We start from the raw sequence: 18378 nt of genomic DNA, 5'->3' as shown, positions 1-18378 counted from the left end.
CGATCGCACCGTGCGCCGCAGGGGCGGCGGCGCACCCGGCAAACCGCCGCCTCCGATCGACCCGACGGCTTGTTCACGCGCCGGTGACATTTCGGCCGATTCGGACGAGTAGAATTGCTTGCCGGATTCGGGAGGTGCCGTGGCTGATACAGAGCTGGCGCGAGAGCGTGAGTATGTGGCTGGGTTGTACGCAAGGCTCGACAGTCTGCGCGAGGAGGCGGAGCGCGAGCTCACCACCGTTCGGCGCGAAGACGTGGGCGGCAACCACCAGAGCCGTTCCGAGCGCGACGCCTACGCGCGGGCCTATGAAGACCGCATCAGCCAGCTGCGCGAGGTGGGGGAGCGACTGGCCTTCGGCCGGCTCGAACTGATCGACCCCGACGCCGACGGCAGCGACCTGCGCTACATCGGCCGCATCGGCCTGCGCGACGAGAACCTCGAGCCGCTGCTGCTCGACTGGCGGGCGCCGCAGGCACGCGCCTTCTACCAGGCCACCGCCGCGACGCCGCTCGGTGCCCGTGCCCGCCGCCACCTGACCACCAAGGGTCGAGACGTGGTGCGCATCGAAGACGAGGTCTTCGACTCGACGCTGCTCGACGAGGAGGGCACGCAGCTGCAGGGCGAAGGCGCTCTGCTCGCCGCGCTGTCGGCGCAGCGCACGGGGCAGATGCACGACATCGTCTCCACCATCCAGGCCGAGCAGGATCGCGTCATCCGTTCCGACCTGTCGGGCGTGCTCGTGGTGCAAGGCGGGCCCGGAACCGGCAAGACCGCCGTCGCCCTGCACCGCGCGGCCTACCTGCTCTACACCTACCGCGAGCGTCTCGGGTCGAGCGGTGTGCTCGTGGTGGGGCCGAGCCGCGCCTTCCTGCAGTACATCAACGCCGTGCTGCCGAGCCTCGGCGAGACGGGCGTGGTGCTCTCGAGCCTCGGCCAGCTCTACCCCGGCGTCGAGGCGACCCTCGAAGACGCCCCCGCGGTCGCCGCCCTCAAGGGCTCGGCCGAGATGGCGGCGCTGGTCAAGCGGGCCGTGCGGTCGCGCCAGCGGGTTCCCGAGGCCGACCAGACGCTCGAGATCAACGGCGAGAAGCTCGTGCTGCAGCCCTCGCTGATCGCCGATGCGATGGCCAAGGCCCGGGAATCTGGCAAGCCCTACAACGAGGGCCGCGTGCTGTTCGTGAAGAACGTGCTGACCCAGTTGACCAAGCAGCTCACCGAGCAGTTGCGCCGGCGCGGCAGCACGGTCGACGAGGCCGACCAGGCCTACCTGCGCGAAGACATCCGCACCGCCTACGACGTGCGCGTCGCGCTCAACACGGCGTGGATCCCGCTCACGCCCGAGAAGCTCATCGAAGACCTCTACGCCCGGCCGCAGTGGCTAACGTCGCTCACCGGGCACTGGTCGAAGGCCAAGCGCGAGCTGCTGCGCCGCGACCGCGGTTCGGAGTTCACGGTCTCCGACGTGCCGCTGCTCGACGAGTCCGCCGAGCTGCTCGGCGACTACGAGCCCGGCGACGCGGCCAAGAAGCGCGCCGAGAAGGCACAGCGCCGCCGCGACATCGAGAACGCGAAGAACGCGATCCGCAACATGGGCGTCGATGGCATGGTCAGCGCCGAGAGCGTCGTGTCGGGCTTCGCCGAAACGACGGCCTCGCTCACCACCGCTGAGCGCGCGGCCTCCGACCGTTCGTGGACCTACGGGCACATCGTGGTCGACGAGGCGCAGGAGCTGTCGCCGATGCAGTGGCGGGTGCTGCTGCGCAAGTCGCCGTTGCGGTCGTTCACGATCGTGGGGGATGTCGCGCAGGCGAGTTCCGCGGCGTCGTCGACGAGCTGGGATGCCACCCTCTCACCCCTGATCGGCGAGAACTGGCGACTCGAGGAGCTCACGGTGAACTACCGCACCCCGTCGCAGATCGTCGACGCGGCCGAGCGGGTCGCCCACGCCAACGGTCTCACCGTGACCCGCTCGCGGTCGGTGCGCACCACGGAGTGGCCGGTGTCGGCCGACGAGACGACGACGGATGCGCGGCTCGTCGACCGCACGCTGCAGCTGGCCCACGAGATGGCGGCCTCGGGCGGCACGGTGGCGGTGATCGCGCCGGCCTCGCGCACGGCCGAACTCGCCGACGCCCTCGCGGAGTCGTTCGGCAACGACGCGGGAGCCGGAGTCGCCGGCCTGTCGCGCACGGTCGCTCTGCTGGAGCCGCCGGAGGCGAAGGGGCTCGAGTTCGACTCGGTGGTGGTGGTGTCGCCGGCCGGGATCGTCGCGGAGAACACGCGCGGGGCATCCGCTCTCTACGTGGCGATGACCCGGTCGACGCAGCGGCTCGCCCTCGTGCTCTCGCCCGGCGAGGAGCCGCCCGCAGGGCTCTGAGAGGGCGCGGCCCGGTCGAGCCTGGGCTCCAGGCACGGGGCTCGGGGCTTCGGCCCAAGGGCTTCGCGCCTCAGAGCTCAGGGCTTCGGGTCGAGGCTGTCGTAGTCGCGGAACGATCGCGTGAACCGCACGATGAGCGCCACGGCCACGATGACCACGATCCCGCCGAGCAGCGGCGGGAACCACAGCGCGGCGAACAGCGTCAGCGCGCCGACGTAGAGATCGCCCACGCGCGGGCCGCCGGTGACGACCACCACGAACACGCCCTGCAGGCGGCCGCGCATGTTGTCGGGCACGGCGGTCTGCAGCATCGTCGACCGGAAGATCGCGCTCACGTTGTCGGCGGCGCCCGCGGCGGCGAGCACGATGCTCGCGAGCACGATGGCGGGGATGTTCGCCGAGGCGATGTCGGGCGCGACATCCACCCCGGTGAGCGTCGCGACGAGCAGCACGACGCCGAAGGCGAGGATGAAGAGCCCGTAGAACTGCACCGATCGCCCGATGGCGCGGCCCTGCCAGCGCACGTGGCCGAGCCTGCCCGAGAGCAGGCTGCAGACGGTCGCTCCGACGGCGGTGGCGGCGGTCAGGATGCCGACGGTGATCGCCCCGCCGCCGAGCACGAGGGCGCCCACCGCCGGGTAGAGCACGCGTGGTTGCCCGAACGTCATGGCGATGATGTCGACGAGGAAGCCGGCCCGGATGTTGGGGGCGCGCTTCAGGAAGTCGTAGCCGTAGCGCAGCGACTCGAGACCGGGCTTCTGCACCTCGCCCTCGGGCAAGATCTTCGGCAGGCTCGCGATGCCGAGGAACGCGGCGAGAAAGAGCACGACGTCGACGGTGTAGGTCCAGTCGAAGCCCACGGTGGCCACGAGCACGCCGGCGAGCGCGGGGCCGACGGTCACCATCACGCCGACCGTGATGCCGTTGAGCGCGGCGGCGGCAGGCAGCAGCTCGCGGGGCAGCAGGCGCGGGAAGATCGCGGTGCGGGTGGCGTTGATCACCGTGGCGGCGCACGCGTTGACGGTGGTGAGCAGGTAGAGCAGCCAGACGCTGTCGACGTGGGTCCACGCGAGCAGGGCGATGAGCGCGGTCGACGACCAGGCCACGATCGCGGCGATCAGGGCGACCAGCCGCCGGTCGAACGCGTCGGCGAGCATGCCGCCGTAGAGCCCGAAGACGATCATGGGCACCAGCGCGAACAGCGCGACGCCCGCGACCGCGAGGGTCGAACCGGTGAGGTCGTAGATCTGCAGACCCACGGCCACGATCGTCATCTGCGAGCCGATGCCGGCGATGGCCTCGCCGGTCCAGAGCCGCGCGAACGGCGCGCTGACGCGCAACGGGGTCAGGTCGACGAACGGGTTGCGGCGTCTGACCGGCTCGGCCTCGGGCGGCGGCGCGGGCGCGTTCTCGGGGCTGTTCGTCACTGCGCGGCGCGCGTCACTCGGCGGTGGTGGACGGGCTCAGGATGTCGCCGTGATGGATCGCCGCGACATCCGGGTGTGCGCGCAGCCGGCTCTTGAACGCGTTCTCGCCGTAGGTGCGGAAGATCGGATTGTCGGGGTCGGCTGTGACGCCCGTGGCCTCGGCCGCGAGCTCGGGCGGCAGGGGCAGCACGGGGATCGTGGCATCCAGGGCTGGGCTGTAGAAGAAGGGGATGGAGATGCGGTCGTCGCCGATGCGCGGCGAGATGACCCGGTGCACGGTGGCCTTGAGGTAGCCGTTCGTGGCGACCTCGAGCAGTTCGCCGATGTTGACGACGAAGGCGCCGGGAAGCGGGGGAGCGTCGATCCACTGGCCGTCTTTCTCGACCTGCAGACCGCCCTTGCCCGGCTCCACGAGCAGCAGGGTGAGAACGCCGGAGTCCTTGTGGGCGCCGACACCCTGCTTGGGCTCGGGGTCGCTCTTGCCCGGGTAGCGCACGATCTTGATCAGCGTCGAGGGGCGCTCGGCGAACGCGGCGTCGAACACGTGCTCGTCGGCGCCGAGCGACAGCGCCCAGGCGCGCAGCAGCGTGAGGCTCACCCGGGTGAGGGCGTCGTACCACTCGGTGACGACCTCGCGCAGCTCGGGCAGGGCCGCGGGCCACTGGTTGGGGCCTTCGAGGCGCAAGTAGGCCGGGGTGTCGGGCGTGAGTGCGACCGGCTCGCGCTCGGTGCCGATGTCGATCTGCTCGCGCCAGTCGACCTTGCCCTGCGTCAGCTCGCCGCCCACCCGCGTGTAGCCGCGGAAGTGGGGGCTCTTGAGGTTCTCGATCGCCAGCTTGTCGGCCTCGGGCAGGTCGAAGAAGCGCCGGGCCGTCACCATCACGCGGTCGATGAGCTCGTCGGGCACACCGGTGTTGACCAGATAGAAGAAGCCGTAGTCGTGGGTGGCTTCGCGCAACTCGGTGCGGAAGGCCTCGGCCTCGGTCGGGCCCGCGGCGAGCCGTGAGAAGTCGAGCACGGGGAGGGATGCGGGGGCGAGCGCGTCAGTCATGTCAGTCATCAATGCTAAGCCGTGGATGCGCATTGTTACGCGCATGTTTCTGGTAGGCTCTACAGGTTGCCGTGAAGACGGCCGCGGATAAAGAGAGCCACAGCATCAGGCTGATTGGCACCGCGCAACGAGAGAAAGGGGATCCCATCTATGGCACTCGAAGCAGACGTCAAGAAGGCGATCATCGAAGAGTACGCGACCCACCCCGGTGACACCGGATCCCCCGAAGTTCAGGTTGCGATCCTGACCAAGCGGATCAAGGATCTCACCGAGCACCTCAAGGAGCACAAGCACGACCACCACTCACGTCGTGGTCTGCTGCTGCTCGTGGGCCAGCGCCGCCGCCTCCTGGGTTACCTCCAGGACATCGACATCGACCGCTACCGTTCGCTCATCGAGCGACTCGGCCTGCGCCGCTAGTCGAAGAAAGCTCTTCGCCGACAACGCGATCTTCTTCGCGAAGGCCGTCATCCTGAGGGATGGCGGCCTTCTTCGTTCCCGGGCCGGCGAACCGTTCCCCGGCCGGCATGCCGTGCCGTGCCATGCATGCCTTGCGTGGCTAGGGATCACACGGAAGTGACAGTGCACGGAGTTTCATGCGCGGCGACGTGGTCATGCGCCCACCCGAGTGGGGTGGACCGGGTCGCGGTCGGGTTCGGCCGTGAAGACGGGGCGCCGGGGGCCGGTGCTGTTCGTGCCGCCGGAGGCTCTGCCGTTCGGGGTCGTGGAGTATCGACGGCCGGTGGGGGAGGTCCACTCGAGGGTGCGGTCGTGGTTGGCGCGCACGCTCCAGCCCGTGCTGTCGTGCTTCACGTGGTGGTGCTGCACGCAGAGGTGATGCAGGTTGACCTTCTCGGTGGCACCCCCGCGCGACCATCCCAGCGTGTGGTCGAGCTCGCACGCCTCGGCGCGGCGGTTGCAGGTGGGAAATCGGCACGTCTCGTCTTCGAGCAGAAGCGCGAGGCGCAGATCGGACGGCGGACTATAGCGCTCCCGCCCCACGCTCAGGGTCTCGCCGGTGTCGGGGTGGGTGAGGATGCGGATGAAGCTCGGTGCCCGCGCCGCGAGCCGTCGGGCCGTGTCGATGTCGATCGGACCGTATCCGTGCAGGTCGGCGTTGCCGGCATCGTGGCCGAGCAATGAGAGCGCCGGCACCGTGAGCACCACCGTGGGCACGATGTGCAGCAGCGCCGAGTCGACCGAGAGATCGGTCATGTCGCTCGAGTCAGCCTCGTCGGACGCTCGACCGTCGCCGAGAAGAAGCGACGCGAGGGCATCGGCACGCAGTTGCGCGACCGAGAGCTCACTCTCACGCGACCGCGCGGCCCGGGCGATCCGGGTCAGCCGCTCGTCGATGGCGACCGCGGCCACAGCGGGCAGGTAGCCGCTCACCCAGGCCATGCCATCCGCATCCGGGGTGACGGTGACGTGTCGCTCGGTCAACGCGGTGGACGTGCGCACCTCGATCGACTCGGGGTGCAGGCGCTCGCGCTCACGACGGGCGACGCGGTCGAGGCGGGCCGCCGTCTCTGTCTGAGCGGTCGCGAGAAGCGCCTGCTCGAACGGTGCGCGGGCGTCATGCGGAAGCGACCGTGCGTTGGCCAGCAACACTTCGGCGTGCCGGTAGCTGATGCTTCCGGCCGTCAGTGCGGCCAGCGTCGTGGGCAACGATCTGGTCAGCGTCTCGGCGTCGTTGAGAAGCCGAGTGGCTGTGCTGCCGGGCAGGTGCAGCGCGCATCCGATCTCGGCGGCGAGCGAGCGCATGGCCAGTTCGTGCTGATCGCGGCGTGACTGCGCGAGTCGCACGGTCGTCGCTTCGGCGAGCAGCACCGCTCGCCGGCCCGCGAGCGCGGCGATGCTCGACTCGACCTCGGCCAACTCGGCGAGGATCGAATCGAGTCGATCAGCCAGCTCGTTCATGAGGTTAATTCAACAGCAAGCCACCGACATTGGGATCTCGCCCCGACAGGCTGCCGCGCGCTACGCGCTTGCCATCGATGTCATGGCTGAGAGAGCGCGGGAATAGATTCGCTCGAACCGCGTTGTAGCTATTATTCATGCAAACGCATCGATTAGAGAGGTCGACATGCAGTTCGGAATCTTCACCGTCGGAGACGTCACGACCGACCCGACGAACAACACCACCCCCACCGAGAACGAGCGCATCAAGGCCATCCTGACCATCGCGCAGAAGGCCGAAGAGGTCGGTCTCGACGTCTTCGCCCTCGGTGAGCACCACAACGAGCCCTTCGTGCCCTCGAGCCCCACCACCATGCTCGGGTATGTCGCGGCCAAGACCGAGAACCTCCTGCTCTCCACCGCCACCACGCTGATCACCACCAACGACCCGGTGAAGATCGCCGAAGACTACGCCATGCTCCAGCACGTGGCCGACGGCCGCGTCGACCTCATGATGGGCCGCGGCAACACCGGTCCGGTCTACCCCTGGTTCGGCAAGGACATCCGCCAGGGCATCCCGCTCGCCATCGAGAACTACGCCCTACTGCGCCGCCTGTGGGACGAAGACGTGGTCGACTGGGAAGGCCAGTTCCGCACCCCGCTGCAGGGCTTCACCAGCACCCCGCGCCCGCTCGACGGCGTGGCCCCGTTCGTCTGGCACGGCAGCATCCGCAGCCCTGAGATCGCCGAGCAGGCCGCCTACTACGGCGACGGCTTCTTCGCGAACCACATCTTCTGGCCCAAGGAGCACTTCCAGCGCCTGATCAACTACTACCGTCAGCGCTTCGAGTTCTACGGGCACGGCAAGGCCGACCAGGCCTACGTCGGTCTCGGCGGCCAGGTGTTCATGGCGAAGAACTCGCAGGACGCCGTGAACCAGTTCCGGCCCTACTTCGACAACGCCCCGGTCTACGGCCACGGGCCGAGCCTCGAGGACTTCACCGAGCAGACTCCGCTCACCGTCGGCAGCCCGCAGCAGGTGATCGACCGCACCCTCACCTTCCGTGAGACCTTCGGCGACTACCAGCGCCAGCTGTTCCTGATGGACCACGCCGGCCTGCCCCTCAAGACCGTGCTCGAGCAGCTCGACATGCTGGGCGAGCTCGTGGTGCCCACGCTCCGCAAGGAGCTCGAGGCCAAGCGTCCCTCCCACGTGCCCGACGGCCCGACCCACCAGTCGGAAATCGAGCGGATGGCGGCCCGCCAGGCCGCGAAGCTCGTGGCCGAGGCCGACGACGAGGCCCGCTCCGCGGTGGCCGCCGAGGCCACCCGCGCCGGCGCATCCGCTTCCCCCTCCACCCACACCGGTGCCGCCTTCGGCATCAAGGGAGCCTGATCATGACCGATACCACCCCCCGTAAGGTCGTCGCCCTCTCGTCGGGCCTCAGCCAGCCGTCGTCGACGCGTCTGCTCGCCGACCGCCTGGCCGAGGCGACCGTGGCCGACCTCGAAGACCGCGGTCTCGAGGTCGAGCTGACCACCATCGACCTGCGCGATCTCGCCCACGACATCACGAACAACCTCATGACCGGCTTTCCGAGCGCCAAGCTCGGAGCGGCGATCGACGCCATCACCCGGGCCGACGGCCTGATCGCGGTGACACCGATCTTCACGGCCAGCTACTCGGGACTGTTCAAGTCGTTCTTCGACGTGATCGACAACACCGCCCTCATCGGCCTTCCGGTGCTGATCGCGGCCACCGGCGGAACGCCGCGCCACTCGCTGGCACTCGACCACGCGATGCGGCCGCTGTTCAGCTACCTGCGCGCACCCGTGCTGCCGACGAGCGTGTTCGCGGCAGCCGAGGACTGGGGTTCGAGCGCCGGCGGGGACGGTCTGCCCTCGCTTCCCGACCGCATCCGCCGCGCCGCGGGGGAGCTCGCGGCGGCGGTCGCGGTCTCCACCCGTTCGGCCGACGTCAAAGACCCGTTCGAGCTCGACGCGTCGTTCAGCCCGGTCGGCGGCTACGGCGCTCAGTAGGCACCCTCGGCCGCGGATGCGACATTGCTGTGATGGGCCCATGCAAGCGAATGATCGTGCTTACATGGGCCTATGGCAGTGAGCATTCGAACCATCCAGACCGCGGTGCCGGCCACTGTTCTGAAACAGCCCCTCGTGCGCGACGTCTTCGCGGCCCAGGAGGGGCTCAACCGCTTGGGCGTTCGGCTCGTCACGGCGTCGTTCGACGGCTCGGCCATCGACACCCGCTACACCGTGATCGATGAGCTGACGCTCGACGAGCAATACGACGACCCGCAGTTCTTCGACCTGGCCTCCGGTGCCCTGCTGAAGCCGTCGACCCGGGTGCGCAACGAGCTCTACATCGAGCGGGCATCCGTTCTCTACGTCGAAGCCGGCCGCAAGGCGCTCGACGCCACCCCCGGCATCGAGGCGGGCGACATCACCCACGTGGTGACGGTGTCGTGCACCGGTTTCTTCGCCCCCGGCCCCGACTACGTGCTCGTGCGCGAGCTCGGCCTGGCCCCCAGCACCCTGCGCTACCACGTGGGGTTCATGGGCTGTTACGCCGCGTTCCCGGCGCTGCGGATGGCGAAGTCGTTCTGCGACGCCGACCCCTCGGCGGTCGTGCTGGTGGTGAGCGCCGAACTCTGCACACTGCACGTTCGCTCGTCGAACGAGCCCGACCAGATCGTGGCGTCGTCGGTGTTCGCCGACGGCGCGGCGGCGGCGATCGTGACGGCACGCGAGCTCCCGGCGGGCCCCACCCCCGTGCTCGACCTCGATGCGTTCGAGAGCGTGCTCACGCCGGTGGGCGAGCAGGACATGGCGTGGAAGATCGGCGACGAGGGGTTCGAGATGATCCTCAGCTCCTACGTGCCGAAGATCATCGACGAGCACATCACGGGCGCCCTCGAACCGCTGCTGGCGCGCGCGCCCGAACTGGTGGCGACGCCGAACGAGTCGATCACGCACTGGGCGATCCACCCGGGCGGCCGCAGCATCCTCGACAAGGTCGAGTCGAAGCTCGAACTCAGCGAGCAGCAGCTCGTGCCGTCGCGGCAGATCCTGCGCGACTACGGCAACATGTCGAGCGCGACCATCCTGTTCGTGCTGAAGAGCATCGTGGATGCCGCGGCGGCGCGATCGGCGGCGACCGGGTCCTCTCCCGCCGAGGTCGACGGCGAGCGCGTGTGCGCCATGGCGTTCGGCCCGGGCCTGACCGTCGAGACCGGCCTGCTCACCCTTCGCACCCCCCGGGTGGCTTAGGGGTGCTGTGGCCGATGCTGCGCAAACGGGCGGTCGACGCCCGTGAGCTGATGGACGACCCGCGCTGCGACCCCGAACTGCTCGACCGCACCTACGAGCAGTTCCGGCTCGTGAACTCGGTCGTCTCGGGGTGGCATTCGACCTACCGTGCGCGCATCCGGCCCCTGCTGCAGCCCGATGTGCCGGCGACCCTGCTCGACATCGGCTGCGGCGGCGGCGACGTGGCCCGCGCCCTCGCCGCCTGGGCGGCCCGCGACGGGCTGCCGCTTCAGGTGACCGCGATCGACCCCGACCCGCGGGCCCTCGACTTCGCTGCGCGCACGCCCAACCCCGACGGCGTGCTGTTCCGTCAACTCGAGAGCAGCGAGCTGGTGGATGCCGCCGCCCGCTTCGATTTCGTCATCTCGAACCATGTGCTGCACCACCTCGACGCGCAGCAGCTCGCCGATCTGATGATCGACAGCGAACTGCTCTGCCGTGGGCTGGCCATCCACAGCGACATCCGGCGCAGCGCTTGGGCCTACGCGGGGTTCTCGGTGGGAACGCTGCCGTTCTTCCATCGGTCGTTCATCCGGGTCGACGGGTTGACATCGATCCGTCGCAGCTACACCACGGCCGAGCTGCGGGTGGCCGCCCGGCGCGGCTGGACGGTCGAGGCGCTGCCGCCGTTCCGCAACCTGCTGATGTATGCCGCGAGCAATGCCGCGAGTGCGGCCCTGGGCGAGCCCGATGCGGATGCGTGACGGAACCGGGTGCGCGGCATGACCGACGTCGATGTCGACATCGCGATCGTGGGTGGCGGGCCGGTCGGGCTGTTCGCCGCGGCGGCGCTGGCCCAGCGGGGGCTCGAGGTGGCGGTCTTCGAGCGCCGGCCGACGGAGCGCGAGCACTCGCGGGCCATCGGCATCCACCCGCCCGCCCTCGCGGCTCTGGAGCGGATCGGCGTGGCCGAGCGGGTGATCGCCGCCGGGGTGCGCATCGATCGCGGCATCCTGCGCATCGGCGGCGAATCGCGTGCCGAGCTCGACTTCGCCGAGGCCGGGGGCCGGTTTCCGTTCGTGGTGTCGCTGCCGCAGGTCGAGACCGAGCGCATCCTGCGCGCCCGGCTCGCCGAACTCGCTCCTCGCGCCCTCCGCGCCGGGGCGACGGTCGAGCGGTTCGAACGCAGGGCCGCGGGGGTCACCGTGCTCGTGCGCCACGGGGAAGGAGCCCTCGAGCGGGTCGCCGCGCGGTTCGTGGTGGGGGCGGATGGCGCGGGCAGCCTGGTGCGGGCGGCGGCGCGCATCCCGTCGGAGCGGCACGACTACCCCTACCGCTACGTGATGGGCGACTTCGCGGATTCGACCGGCGACGGCCCCACGGCCGTGCTGCACCTGCACCCCGACGGCATCGTGGAGTCGTTCCCCCTGCCGGGCGGGCGCCGGCGCTGGGTGACGCACGTGCCCGACGGCGCGGCGGATGGCCCGGCACAGGGCGGTGCCGGAGCCGGTGCGGAAGCCGGTGCAGAAGCCGATGCCCGGGCCCGGGGCGGGGCCGGCGACACAGACCTGGCCGGCACGCCGTCGGCCGCGCTCGTGGCGCGCCTGATCGCCGAGCGCATCGGCGACGGTGCGGCGCCCGACGCCGCCACCGCCACGATGACGAGCGCCTTCGGGGTGCGCCGCCGCATCGTGCCGCGGATGGCCGACGGCCGCATGATCGTGATCGGCGACGCGGCCCACGAGGTGAGTCCGATCGGCGGTCAGGGCATGAACCTCGGATGGCTCGATGCCGACGCCCTGGCCGACCTCGCGCCCGGGCTGCTCGCGAACCCGTCGGGTGCCCGGGCTCTGCTCGCCGGATTCGAGCGACGACGGCTGCACTCCGCCCGCACGGCCTCGCGCGTGGCCGAGTTCAACATGAGCATGGGGTCGCCGTGCAACGCCGCCACCTTCGCCCTGCGCGGGCTGGTCGTGACCGCGGCCGACCGCGGCGCGGTGCGGCGGCGCCTGGCGCGGGCGTTCACGATGCAGGGGCTTTGAGTCGAAGAACGGCACGGCAGACTAGGGGCATGAACGAGAAGCGCAAGTGGAAGCCGATCTGGCGCTGGGAGACGTTCCAGCTCGCGATGGTGCTGCTGCTCGCCATCGTGGCCAACGTCGTCACCCGCGCCGACTGGCCGGTCGTCGGCCCCGTGCTGGCGATCGTGCTGCTGGTGCTCGCCGTAGGGTTCGCGCTGCTGCTGATCGTTCCGCTCTTCCTGCCCTCGGGCCGCGACAGCGAGAACAGCCGCCGCAGCCTCGACGGTGTCGCGCTCGTGCCGGCCGCCGACGCCGGTCGCGGCCCTGACGACACCGGCACCGACGACACCGGCACCGACCGCACCAGCACCGGCACCGGCCGCACCACCACGAACGACGTCACGAACGACACCCCGACCGCCGAGGTGCTGGTGCCCGTCGACGAGACACGCCGGCACCAGACCTCGATCGACGCCGCCCAGGCGAAGACCGTGGGCGGGCTCACGGCCGTGCTGACACCGGATGCCAGCCGCTGGCTCGGGCGCGAACTGCGCGTCGCCGTCGACCTGGTGGCCGGCGACGGGCGGCTCTACCGGGCCGGGTTCCTGCCGCGCGACTTCGGAGCCGCGCTCGACCCCGAACTGCAGCGCCTCGCCAAGCAGCGCGCGGCCGTGCAGGCGCCGGTGACCGTCGAGGGCGCCGCTCCGCGCTTCACGGTCAAGATCGCTCTGCCCCCGCTGCGACGCGCCCGGAGTGAACAACCTGGGTGATCCTCGGCTCTGACCCTCCCGCCTGATAGGATGGGCTGGTTGAGAGCAGGCTGGCAGGAAGCTGGTCCTCGGTGGTGGATTTCCGATTGCCGCCCGCAGAGATGCGGGTGCGGCATCCGGAGGTCTTCTACTGGTGGCCAGCAATGTGTTAAGTCACAGCGTCGCCCTTCAACACACGTATCGGCTCGTTTCGCCTGCCGTCATGCCTGCTCCCACGCGAGGAGTCGCATGCCCACACGGGGCTGTGTCGACAAAGAGCAAGACGCTAAACAAAGGAGAAAGACCTCTTGGAAGGTCCTGAAATCAAATTCGCCGAAGCCGTTCTCGACAACGGCAAGTACGGCACCCGCACCGTTCGCTTCGAAGCCGGCCGCCTCGCGCAGCAGGCCCAGGGCGCCGTTGCCGCTTACCTCGACGAAGAGACCATGCTGCTCTCCGCCACGAGCATCGGTAAGCACCCGAAAGACAACTTCGACTTCTTCCCGCTGACGATCGACGTCGAAGAGCGTTCCTACGCCGCCGGCAAGATCCCCGGTTCGTTCTTCCGTCGTGAGGGCCGCCCCTCGACCGAGGCGATCCTGGTCTGCCGTCTGATCGACCGGCCGCTGCGCCCGTCGTTCGTCACCGGCCTCCGCAACGAGGTTCAGGTCGTCATCACGGTGCTGTCGATCGCGCCCGACGAGTTCTACGACTCGCTCGCCATCAACGCGGCCTCCGCGTCGTCGCAGATCTCCGGCGTGCCGTTCTCCGGCCCGATCGGCGGCGTGCGCCTCGCGCTCATGCCCGGCTACGGCTCCGAGCCCGACCAGTGGATCGTGTTCCCGAAGTACTCGCAGCTCGAAGAGGCCGTCTTCGACCTCGTCGTCGCCGGCCGTGTCGTCACCGACAAGCACGGCAACGAGGACGTCGCGATCATGATGGTCGAGGCCGAGGCCACCGAGAACAGCTGGAACCTCATCAAGGCCGGCGCCACGAAGCCCAACGAGGCCGTCGTGGCCGAGGGCCTCGAGGCCGCCAAGCCCTTCATCAAGCAGCTCGTCGAGGCGCAGAAGTCGCTCGCTGCACAGGCCGCCAAGGCCGTGCAGGAGTACCCGATCTTCCTGCCCTACACCCAGGCTGCCTACGACGCGGTCGCCGAGGTCGCCTACGACGAGCTCGTCGCGGTCTACCAGATCGCCGACAAGATCGAGCGCCAGGATGCCGACGACGCGCTGAAAGAGCGCGTCAAGGCCGCCATCCAGGCCAAGGTCGACGCCGGTGAGCTCGGTGGCGACGTGCCGCCGATGGTCTCCGCCGCCTACAAGTCGGTCACCAAGGTGGTCGTTCGCGGTCGCATCCTGCGCGACGGCGTGCGCATCGACGGTCGCGGGCTCGCTGACATCCGGCCGCTCGACGCCGAGGTCGCGGTCATCCCGCGCGTGCACGGCTCGGCCATCTTCCAGCGCGGCGAGACCCAGATCCTGGGCGTCACCACGCTGAACATGCTGAAGATGGAGCAGCAGATCGACTCGCTGAGCCCGATCACGAAGAAGCGCTACCTGCACCACTACAACTTCCCGCCCTACTCGACCGGTGAGACCGGCCGCGTGGGTTCGCCGAAGCGTCGCGAGATCGGGCACGGCTTCCTGGCCGAGCGCGCGCTCGTGCCGGTGCTGCCCTCGCGTGAGGAGTTCCCCTACGCCATCCGTCAGGTGTCCGAGGCCCTCGGGTCGAACGGCTCCACCTCGATGGGTTCCGTCTGCGCCTCGACCCTGTCGCTGCTCAACGCCGGTGTGCCGCTGCGCGCCCCGGTCGCCGGCATCGCGATGGGTCTGGTCTCCGACGAGGTCGACGGCGAGACGCGCTACGCGGCACTCACCGACATCCTCGGCGCCGAAGACGCCCTCGGCGACATGGACTTCAAGGTCGCCGGCACGAGCGAGTTCGTCACGGCGATCCAGCTCGACACCAAGCTCGACGGCATCCCGACGAACGTGCTCGACGGTGCCCTCAAGCAGGCGAAGGCCGCTCGCGACGCGATCCTCAACGTGATCAACGCCGCGATCGACGCCCCCGACGAGATGGCCCCGACCGCGCCCCGCGTTATCTCGGTGCAGATTCCCGTCGACAAGATCGGCGAGCTGATCGGCCCGAAGGGCAAGACGATCAACGCCATCCAAGACGAGACCGGCGCCGACATCTCGATCGAAGAAGACGGCACCGTCTACATCGGCGCCGTCGACGGCCCCTCCGCCGAGGCGGCCCGTCAGCAGGTCAACGCGATCGCGAACCCGCAGAACCCCGAGATCGGCGAACAGTTCCTCGGAACCGTCGTCAAGCTCGCCACGTTCGGCGCGTTCATCTCGCTCCTGCCCGGCAAAGACGGTCTGCTGCACATCTCCGAGGTGCGCAAGCTCGCCGGTGGCAAGCGAGTCGAGAACGTCGAAGACGTGCTCGGCGTCGGCCAGAAGATCCTGGTCGAGATCACCAAGATCGACGACCGCGGAAAGCTGTCGCTCGCTCCGGTGCTCGCCGAGGCCGCCGACACCGAGGGTTCCGCTGCTCACAGCGAGGGCCCCACGGAGCCGGCCGAAGGCTGATAGCGCTGCGTAGTTCCGCTACGCAAACGGATGCCCGTTCCACCACGTGTGGGGCGGGCATCCGTCGTTCGCCCTCCTGTGAAAGAATGAGAATATGTCAGCTACGCCACCCTCCTCGGTGTTTGCAGACGACGTCATCCGCTTAGTGCTGGGTACCTTCGAATCGCTCGTGCTCCGGCCGAGGCCACCCTCTCGGATTGCCGCGGCGGCCGCCCTCAGGGGCGCCTACCGCGCCTGCTACGGTCGCGATCCGGAGTACGTCATCGCGGTACCGTCGCCTCGGGCGGGCGCGTTCGCCGTCGGCCTGATCCCGTTGCTTCATGACGATGCGTTGGGCCTGAGGCGTGCGCCGGCCGACGAGGACGCCGAACGGCAGATATCGGCAGTGCTCGTCGACGATGTCGCGGCTCAACTCAGTTCTCAAGCGCGCAATCCGGCCGCCGCACTTCCGCGGCATCGCCTCAATGCACCCGAGCTTGCCCTTTGGAGCCGGGTATACGTTAACGCAGAGCGGTTTCTCGGACAGTCCCTCTTGGAGAGGTGCTACTTGGGTGCCACGTTCGCACACACGGTTCTGCGCTGGGACGACAACATCCTGCGCCAGCTCGAGGCCGACATACCGGCTGATTGGTTCGAGTACCGAGACGTCCGCTCCGTGAACGACCTCTGCGACGCCCGCTTCATCGACGTGCTCGGCGGACTCGGGGTTCCCGGTCTCGAGGCGTGGGGTCCCTTCGTGCAAGTCGGCGACCTCGTCGATCATTTCTGGATGAGGCCGGGCTATCTCGTCCATTGCGACCCTCCGGTTTCCGGCAAGCGAAGGGTCGACGCGGATGGCGAAGCCGTCGTCGATATGCGATGGGCCGATGGCTGGACGGTGCGCTTCTCTCCAGCGCCACTGGGGCAGGCATCCGTTCCCGGCGCGTGCGGTGAGTCCCCAGCTTCACCAGGCTAGGGACACTAAGGTGGGCAACGATGAATGGCGCCGTTGCACTTCCCCTCGACCTTCCCGAGCTCTCGATCGGCACCGTCGCCGATGGATTGGTGCGGCGAACCATCCTGCCGAGTGGAGTGCGCATCCTCACCGAGCACATTCCCGGCAGCCGAAGCGCCACCATCGGCTACTGGGTCGCCGCCGGTTCGCGCGACGAACAGGGTGCCAGCCCCGGCTCGCCGTCGCACTACGGCTCCACCCACTTTCTCGAGCACCTGCTCTTCAAGGGCACCCCGAGCCGCACGGCGCTCGACATCGCCATCTCGTTCGACTCGGTCGGCGGCGAGCACAACGCTGTCACGTCGAAGGAGTACACCTGCTACTACGCGAAGGTGCGTGACGCCGACCTGCCCATGGCGGTCACCGTGATCGCCGACATGCTCACCTCGTCGCTGATCGACCCGGTCGAGTTCGAGACCGAGCGTGGCGTCATCCTCGAAGAACTCGCGATGGCCGAAGACGACCCCACCGACCTCGTCGGCGAGCGGCTGTTCGAGGCCGTGCTCGGCGATCATCCCCTCGGGCGGCCGGTCGGCGGCACCCCCGACACCATCCGCGCCGTCACCCGAGACGCCGTGTGGGAGCACTATGTCGCCTCCTACCGCCCCAACGACGTGGTGGTCACGGCCGCGGGGGCCGTCGACCACGATGAGCTGGTGGCCGCGGTGACCGCTGCGCTTCAGACATCCGGGTGGAACCTCGATGTGGCCGCCGTGCCCCGAGCACGCCGCTCCGTGCAGCCGGCGGAGCTGGCATCCGGTCGCCCGCTCTCGGTCACCACCAAGCCCACCGAGCAGGCGAGCGTGATGCTCGGGCTACCCGGGCTCGTCGCCACCGACGACCGGCGCACCACGATGGCCGTGCTCAACTCGGCGTTCGGCGGCGGCATGTCGTCGCGGCTGTTCCAGGAGATCCGCGAGAAGCGAGGGCTCGCCTATTCGGTCTACTCCTACGCCCCGAGCTACTCGGATGCCGGCATCTTCAGCATGTACGCCGGGTGCACGCCCGGGCGCGAAGGCACCGTCAGCGAACTGATGCTGAGCGAACTGCAGCGCCTCGCCGACCACGGCATCAGCGACGACGAGCTCTCCCGAGCCCACGGCCAGCTGTCGGGCTCGGCCGCCCTCGCCCTCGAAGACAGCGACACGCGGATGTCGCGGCTCGGCCGCTCGGAGCTGACGCTGGGGGAGTTCATCGACCTCGACGAGAGCGTGCGCCGGCTGATGGAGGTCACCCGCGACGACGTGCAGGAGCTCGCCCAGGAGCTCGCGGCGCAACCGGTGAGCATCGCGGCCGTCGGGCCGATCGACGACGACGCGTTCCGCACGGCGGTGCAGGTCTGATGGGTCACACGCTCTACCTCGTGCGCCACGGCGAGCAGCTCGATGCCGAGCACGGCGTCGACGACGGCCCGCTCTCCCCGCGCGGGCAGCGTCAGGCCCGGCTGATCGCCGACCGCCTCGGCGGCGTGCCGTTCGACAACGTCTGGCACTCGCCCCTGCAGCGCGCCGAGCAGACCGCCCGCATCATGTCGGAGCACCTGCCCGCCCTCGACCCCAAACCGAGCGCGCTGCTGTTCGACTGCGTGCCCACGGGCTACTCGCCCCAGATGCCGCACACCTTCGAACCCTTCTTCAACTCCGTCACCGACGACGAGGTCGAGGCCGGCCGGGCCCAGATGGCGGATGCCGTGGCCGAGTTCCTGACCCCGTCGCGCGCCACCACCCACGACCTGCTGATCACCCACAACTTCGTGATCGCGTGGTTCGTGCGCGAGGCCGTCGACTCGCCCGAGTGGCGATGGGTGGGGCTGAACCAGGCGCACTGCGGGCTCACGATCATCCGCTTCAAGGCCGGACGACTGCCCGAACTCGTCGCCCACAACGACCTCGGCCACCTTCCGGTAGAACTCCGCACCGGAGTGAACGACCCGCAGCCATATTAAGGCGCCGCCGCCTCTGCGGCGCCTGGTGCGGTGACGTAGCGGCTGCCC

At 69.4% G+C, this 18378-nt stretch carries 15 protein-coding genes; 12 read left to right on the top strand and 3 right to left on the bottom strand.

Features of this window, described 5'->3' with window-relative positions; translation table 11 throughout:
* Window positions 1–139: 139 nt before the first annotated feature.
* Window positions 140–2377 carry a HelD family protein gene (locus N1032_RS09325; protein WP_259538787.1) on the top strand — a complete coding sequence of 746 codons (2238 nt, stop codon included), beginning with the start codon at window positions 140–142 and terminating at the stop codon, window positions 2375–2377.
* 77 nt (window positions 2378–2454) lie between these two features.
* Here the strand turns inward: N1032_RS09325 and N1032_RS09320 are convergent, their stop codons facing one another.
* Window positions 2455–3804 (bottom strand): MFS transporter, encoded by a 1350-nt coding sequence (locus N1032_RS09320; RefSeq protein ID WP_259538786.1) that lies wholly within the window; start codon window positions 3802–3804, stop codon window positions 2455–2457.
* A 13-nt stretch (window positions 3805–3817) separates the two neighbouring features.
* Window positions 3818–4864: an isopenicillin N synthase family dioxygenase gene (locus N1032_RS09315; protein WP_259538785.1), complete on the bottom strand. Its 1047-nt coding sequence runs from the start codon at window positions 4862–4864 to the stop codon at window positions 3818–3820.
* A 141-nt stretch (window positions 4865–5005) separates the two neighbouring features.
* Here N1032_RS09315 and rpsO point away from each other — a divergent pair, with 141 nt between their 5' ends.
* Window positions 5006–5275, top strand: a complete 270-nt coding sequence (gene rpsO, locus N1032_RS09310) for a 30S ribosomal protein S15 (RefSeq protein WP_022898789.1) — start codon at window positions 5006–5008, stop codon at window positions 5273–5275.
* A 192-nt stretch (window positions 5276–5467) separates the two neighbouring features.
* Here rpsO and N1032_RS09305 read toward each other — a convergent pair whose 3' ends face one another.
* Window positions 5468–6775, bottom strand: a complete 1308-nt coding sequence (locus N1032_RS09305) for an HNH endonuclease signature motif containing protein (protein ID WP_259538784.1) — start codon at window positions 6773–6775, stop codon at window positions 5468–5470.
* 166 nt (window positions 6776–6941) lie between these two features.
* On the opposite strand from N1032_RS09305, the gene N1032_RS09300 reads away from it, so the two are divergent.
* The 10 genes from N1032_RS09300 (at window position 6942) to N1032_RS09255 (ending at window position 18330) form a co-directional block, all read left to right on the top strand.
* Complete coding sequence (locus N1032_RS09300) at window positions 6942–8150, top strand: LLM class flavin-dependent oxidoreductase (protein ID WP_259538783.1); 1209 nt, start codon at window positions 6942–6944, stop codon at window positions 8148–8150.
* 2 nt (window positions 8151–8152) lie between these two features.
* Entirely contained in the window at window positions 8153–8794 is a 642-nt protein-coding gene (locus N1032_RS09295) for an FMN reductase (protein ID WP_259538782.1), read from the top strand.
* Between the two features lie 72 nt (window positions 8795–8866).
* On the top strand, window positions 8867–10042 hold the full coding sequence (locus tag N1032_RS09290) for a type III polyketide synthase (RefSeq protein WP_259538781.1): 1176 nt from the start codon (window positions 8867–8869) through the stop codon (window positions 10040–10042).
* Window positions 10043–10056: 14 nt separating this feature from the next.
* Window positions 10057–10785, top strand: a complete 729-nt coding sequence (locus tag N1032_RS09285) for a class I SAM-dependent methyltransferase (RefSeq protein WP_259538780.1) — start codon at window positions 10057–10059, stop codon at window positions 10783–10785.
* An 18-nt stretch (window positions 10786–10803) separates the two neighbouring features.
* Window positions 10804–12063, top strand: coding sequence for an FAD-dependent oxidoreductase (locus N1032_RS09280; RefSeq protein ID WP_259538779.1), 1260 nt, complete (start codon window positions 10804–10806; stop codon window positions 12061–12063).
* A 29-nt stretch (window positions 12064–12092) separates the two neighbouring features.
* On the top strand, window positions 12093–12812 hold the full coding sequence (locus N1032_RS09275; protein WP_259538778.1) for a hypothetical protein: 720 nt from the start codon (window positions 12093–12095) through the stop codon (window positions 12810–12812).
* A gap of 287 nt (window positions 12813–13099) precedes the next feature.
* Window positions 13100–15391 (top strand): polyribonucleotide nucleotidyltransferase, encoded by a 2292-nt coding sequence (locus N1032_RS09270; protein WP_259538777.1) that lies wholly within the window; start codon window positions 13100–13102, stop codon window positions 15389–15391.
* 118 nt (window positions 15392–15509) lie between these two features.
* Window positions 15510–16346, top strand: coding sequence for a hypothetical protein (locus N1032_RS09265; RefSeq protein ID WP_259538776.1), 837 nt, complete (start codon window positions 15510–15512; stop codon window positions 16344–16346).
* 20 nt (window positions 16347–16366) lie between these two features.
* Window positions 16367–17728 carry a M16 family metallopeptidase gene (locus N1032_RS09260; protein WP_259538775.1) on the top strand — a complete coding sequence of 454 codons (1362 nt, stop codon included), beginning with the start codon at window positions 16367–16369 and terminating at the stop codon, window positions 17726–17728.
* Window positions 17728–18330, top strand: a complete 603-nt coding sequence (locus tag N1032_RS09255; RefSeq protein ID WP_259538774.1) for a histidine phosphatase family protein — start codon at window positions 17728–17730, stop codon at window positions 18328–18330. Before N1032_RS09260 ends, N1032_RS09255 begins: the two co-directional genes overlap by 1 nt.
* The last annotated feature ends 48 nt before the right edge of the window (window positions 18331–18378 follow it).

It is taken from the genome of Herbiconiux daphne (genome assembly GCF_024979295.1).
Lineage (GTDB): Bacteria > Actinomycetota > Actinomycetes > Actinomycetales > Microbacteriaceae > Herbiconiux > Herbiconiux daphnes.
This window is presented reverse-complemented; position numbering and strand designations above follow the sequence as displayed.